We start from the raw sequence: 5,584 nt of genomic DNA, 5'->3' as shown, positions 1-5,584 counted from the left end.
GGGGCGGTGTCGGGGTTGAGGTGGCGGAGCATGCCGTAGCCGAGGCCGTCGCCGGGGACGGCGCGCAGCTGCTCCTTGACTCGCTTGACGGCCCGGCCGGCGGCCGCGCCACCGGCCCGTATCTCGCCGGCCTCGCCCGCACCGACATCGAGCCGTACCGGGTGGGCGCTGGTGAACCAGCCCACCGTGCGGGACAGATCGTCATGGTCGTTCCGGGGGATACGGCCATGGCCCTCGACATCCACGAGGCAGCCGGCGGAGTGCCGGCCCGTCCGTTCGGCGATGGCCGCGGTCAGGCCGGTGAGGAGGATGTCGTCGATGCCGGCGTGGAAGGCGGCCGGGACGGTGGTCAGCAGCGCTGTTGTGACCTCGGCGGAGACCTCCACCGAGAGCTGGCGCATCGTGCTTTCGACGTCACGGGCCGGGTCCACGGGTTGGGTGGTCAGCAGCGGGTCGGGGGCTTGGAGGGCCGCTGTCCACTGCGGCAGTTCTGCCAGCCGCTCCTCGCTCGCTGCCTGTGCGGACAGCTCGCGCGCCCAGTGCCGGAAGGACGTCGGCACCGGCTCGAGTGTTACGTCGCTGCCGGCGGCCAGTGCCGTATAGGCCTCCGCCAGGTCCGGCAGCAGTACGCGCCAGGAGACTCCGTCCACGACCAGGTGATCGATGACGATCAGCAGCTGCCCGGGCGCCTCCGGCCCACCGTCGAACCAGACGATCTGCCCCATCACCCCGGCCGATGGGTCCAGCCGGCGGGTAGCGGCCCGGGACTCCTCGTCGATCCGCTGGTGCAGCTCGTCATCATCCAGCCCGGCGGCATCGACGCGATGCACCCATGCTTCCGCCGACGCCGTCTCGGGTACGAGCAGCTGCCGCTGCGGGGCGACTTCGAGGCGGGCGCGGAGGATGTCGTGGTGGTCGACCAGTGCTTGTACGGCCTGGGTCAGGGTCGCAAAGTCGAGGCCGGCCGGGGCGGCCACGAGGCTGGTCTGGACTGCCTGGCCCACCTTGTCCGGGCCGGCGCGGTCGAGGAGTTCGTGCATGACGGGCGTCAGGGGTATCTGCCCGATGCCGGAGTCGCCAGCAGTAGCGGCACCGTCCACCACCGAGCCGGAGACGGCTGCCAGGCCGGCGGGCGTGAGGCGCTCGAAGACCTGCCGGGCGGTGATCACCAGCCCGGCTCGGCGGGCACGCGACACCAGGAGCATCGACATGATCGAGTCGCCGCCGAGCTCGAAGAAGGAGTCGTCGACGCCGACGTCTTCCCGGCCCAGCACGTCAGCGAAGAGCGCGCAGAGCTTCTCCTCAAGAGGAGTCGCGGGCTCGCGGCCTGCTGCCGCACCCGCGAAGTCGGGAGCGGGCAGCGCCGAACGATCAAGCTTGCCGTTCGGGGTGAGCGGCAGTGCCTCCAGGGGGACGACGGTCGGGATCATGTACTCCGGCAGGCGAGCCGCGGCGTGCTCGCGCAGTGCTGCGGCATCGAGCTCCGCGTCGACGGCCGGGATGACGTAGGCGACCAGCCGCTGCTCGCCCGGCCGGTCCTCCCGGACGATCACCGCCGCCTGCGAGACGGTCGGGTGCGCGGCAATGACGGATTCGATCTCGCCGGGCTCCACCCGGAAGCCGCGGATCTTGACCTGCTCATCCGCCCGTCCCGCGAACAGCAGGGTGCCGTCGGTGGTCCAGCGGGCCAGGTCCCCGGACCGGTACATCCGCTCGCCTGGCGTATAGGGGCAGGCGACGAATCGTTCGGCGGTCAGGTCGGGGCGGCCTACGTAGCCGCGGGCCAGCCCCGCCCCGGCCACGTAGAGCTCGCCCGTCACGCCGGGCGGGGCCGGCTGCAGGAAGTCGTCCAGCACGAACACCTGCGTGTTGCCGAGCGGACGACCGATCGCCGGCGGCACATCCTCGGCAGTGATGCCTGCATCCACTGGCACAGCGGTGGTGATGACGGTGGCTTCGGTCGGCCCGTAGGTGTTCCACACGTGGGCCTGACCGGTCCAGCGGGCCGCCAGATCGGCACTCAACCGCTCCGCTCCGAGCACCCAGTTGCGCACGTCCGGCACCGACGCCGGGTTCAGCACCCCCAGCAGCGATGGCACCACGCTGGCCACGGTGACGCCCGATGTGCGGATCATTTCGGCCAGCAGCTCCGGCTCCGTACGCTCAGAACTGGCAGCAATCGCCAGCGTCCCACCTGAAGTCAGCGTGACCGCGACATCCAGTACTGCGGCGTCGAAGCTGAAGGACGCGAACTGCAACGCGACCTCACCCGCAGCCGCCCCCAGCACCGGCCTCATCATCTCGGCGAGATTCGCCACGCCGCCATGCGCGACCGCGACACCCTTCGGACGGCCCGTCGACCCCGACGTATAGATCACATACGCCAACTGGCGCGCATCAATGAGCTCCGCCAGCGGCTCACCCGACTCCGCCGCAACAGAGTCCGCTACCTCGCCCAAGAAGGCGGCATCCAACACCAGCTCAGCGCCGCTGTCGGCGACCATGAAGTCCAGCCGGTCGGCGGGGTAGTCCGGGTCCAGCGGCACATACGCAGCCCCGGCCTTCCACACCGCGAGAATCGCCACGACCATGTCCACCCCGCGCGGCAGCCGGAGACCGACGCGACTCTCCCGGCCCACCCCACAGTCACGCAGATACCGCGCCAGCCGATTCGCCCGCACCTCCAGCTCGGTGTACGAGAGCGCCTCAGCCTCGTAACGGACGGCGACAGCACCCGGCGACCGCGCCGCTTGGGCTTCAAAGAGCTCCACCAGCGATCCAGTTGGCACCGGCTGCGCCGTGTCATTCCACGCATCGACCACCAGCGACCGCTCAGCGGCCTCCATTACGTCGATTTCGCTGACCCGCGCGTCCGGCCGCGCCGCAACCTGCTCCAACACCCGCACCAACCGATCGGCAAGCGCCCGCGCCGTAACCTCGTCAAACAGATCCGTGGCATACAGAATCCCGCCAAAGATCCCCGCCGGCGCACCGCCCTCATCACGCTGCTCAACCAAGGTCACGGAGAGGTCGAACCGAGCCGCCCCATCACCTGTCGCAGACATCGGCTCGACGTCCAGCCCCGGCAGCTCCCACCGCTCCTCGCCAGCGGCCTGCAGCGCCAGCATCACCTGGAACAGCGGATTACGGGACAGCGACCGCGACGGATTGAGGTCCTCCACCAGCCGCTCGAACGGCACATCCTGATGGGCATACGCCCCCAGGTCCGCCTCCCGCACCCGGGACAACAGCTCCGTGAACGACGGATCGCCACTCACATCCGTACGCAGCACCAGCGTGTTCACGAAGAACCCCACCAGGTCATCCAGCGCCGCATCCCCCCGCCCGGCGATGGCGGTGCCGAGAGGAATCTCGCTACCGGCACCCACCCGCGAAAGCAGCAGCCCCACAGCCGCCTGCGCCACCATGAACAGCGTCGCGCTCCCCTGCTGCGCGACCTGCGCCAACCCGGCATGGGTTTGTGCGTCCACCTGTAGCGGCACTGTGTTGCCCCGGAAGGACGAGACTGCGGGCCGCGGCCGGTCCGTCGGCAGCGCCAGTTCCTGCGGAGCCCCTGCCAAAGCCTCCCGCCAATACGCCAGTTGCCTGCTGATCACGCTCTCCGCATCATCGAGCTCCCCCAGTACCTCGCGCTGCCACAGCGCATAGTCGGCGTACTGCACCGGCAACGGCGACCACTCCGGCGCCCGGCCGGCCCGCCGGGCCACGTACGCGACCTCCAGGTCCTTCGCCAGCACGGCCATCGACGAGCCGTCCACCGCGATGTGATGCGCCACGATGACCAGCACATACTCGGACGGGCCGGTCACCAGCAGACTGATCCGCCAGGGCAGGTCCACACTCAGATCAAAACCACGAGCCGCCTGAGCCGCGAGTACGGCTTCAGCCTCTCCCCCGATGGTCTCGACGGCCACCAGCGAGGGCCGGCCGGCGGCACCCTCCAGCACCACCTGGCAGGCGCCACCATCGGTTTCAGGGAAGACCGTCCGCAGGCTCTCGTGCCGGTCGGCGACATCGCCGAGCGCCGCCTCCAGCGCCGCCACATCCAGCTCGCCGGTCATCCGTAATGCGAAGGGCATGTTGTACGCCGCGCCGGCGCCCTGATCCGTCTCCTCCAGCCGGTTCAGGAACCACATCCGCTGCTGCGCGAACGACAACGGCAACACCTCAGGCCGCGACTGCGGCCGCAAGGCAGCCCGGCTCTCGCCTGCTCCGGCGTCCATCAGCCGGGCCACGCCAGCGACCGTCGGCGAAGCAAAGAGCCCTCGAATACTCACCTCGATGTCCAGGGCCGCGCGGATACGGGCGATGAGCCGCATCGCCAGCAACGAGTCACCACCCAGCGCGAAGAACGACACCTCCGCACCGACCTTCTCCAGGCCTAACACCTCGGCGAACAGACCGCACAAGACCTCCTCCACCGCAGACGCCGGCCCACGGCCCTCCGCCATGCCGGCGTAGTCGGGGGCGGGCAGCGCGGCCCGGTCCAGCTTGTCGTTGGAGGTGAGTGGCAACGCTTCGAGAGGCATGACAGCCGGGACCATGTACTCGGGCAGCCGGGCAGCGGCGAAGTCGCGCACTGTGTCGGCGTCGAGGCCGTCGTGGGTGGGGGTCACGTAGGCGACGAGGCGTTTGTCGCCCGGACGGTCCTCCCGGACGATCACGGCCACCTGGCCCACCGCGTCGTGGGCGGCGAGGACGGTTTCGATCTCGCCGGGCTCCACCCGGAACCCACGGATCTTCACCTGCTCATCCGCCCGCCCGCCGAACAACAACTCCCCTGCAGAGGTCCAGCGAGCCAGATCCCCCGTCCGATACATGCGCTCATCCACACCGAACGGGCAGGCAACAAACCGCTCCGCGGTCAGACCCGGCCGCCCCAGATAGCCACGCGCCAACCCCGAACCGGCCACATACAACTCGCCCATCACACCCACCGGCACCGGCCGCAGGAACTCATCCAGCACAAAGACCCGGGTGTTCTCCCGCGGCCGCCCGATCGGCAACACCCCCGGCATCGCTTCGCCGGGCTCGATCACGAACGTCGTGGCGCACAACGTCACTTCAGTCGGCCCGTACAAATGCCGCACCACCACCGACGGCCCACACGCAGCCCGCACCCGCTCCACCGCAGCCGCCGACACCACATCCCCGCCGGTCAAAATCTCGGCCACACCAGCCAGACAGCCGGCATCCTCCTCCGCCAGCACCCCCAACAGCCCCGCCGTCACATGCACCGCACCCAGACCGTGCTCAGCCACCAAACCTGCCAACACCCGCGCATCCACCCGACCCGGCGGCGCCACCACCACACATCCGCCACGGACCAACGGCACCCACAACTCAAACGTCGACGCATCAAAGGCATGCGGCGCATGAAAAAGCACCCGGCCCGCTTCGCCCCAACACCCGTCCGACGCCAGCGCAGCCACCGCCCCATGCGTGGCCACCACACCCTTCGGCACCCCCAACGACCCGGACGTGAACATCACATACGCCACATCCCCCGGCCCCACCACCACCGACGGCACCCCGTCCAGCCCAGCCGCCAACTCCCCGACCG

1 protein-coding gene is annotated in these 5,584 nt (G+C 69.8%); it reads right to left on the bottom strand.

Annotated features, from left to right (window positions below):
- The coding region (locus tag G5C51_RS39470; RefSeq protein ID WP_240930238.1) for a non-ribosomal peptide synthetase at positions 1–5,510 on the bottom strand (5,510 nt) is incomplete at its 3' end.
- Positions 5,511–5,584: the final 74 nt, after the last annotated feature.

Origin of the sequence: Streptomyces coryli (assembly GCF_011044975.1) — a bacterium.
Taxonomy (GTDB): Bacteria; Actinomycetota; Actinomycetes; order Streptomycetales; family Streptomycetaceae; genus Streptomyces; species Streptomyces coryli.
The sequence above is the reverse complement of the archived record's forward strand: the minus strand, read 5'-3'. Positions and strand labels throughout refer to the sequence as shown.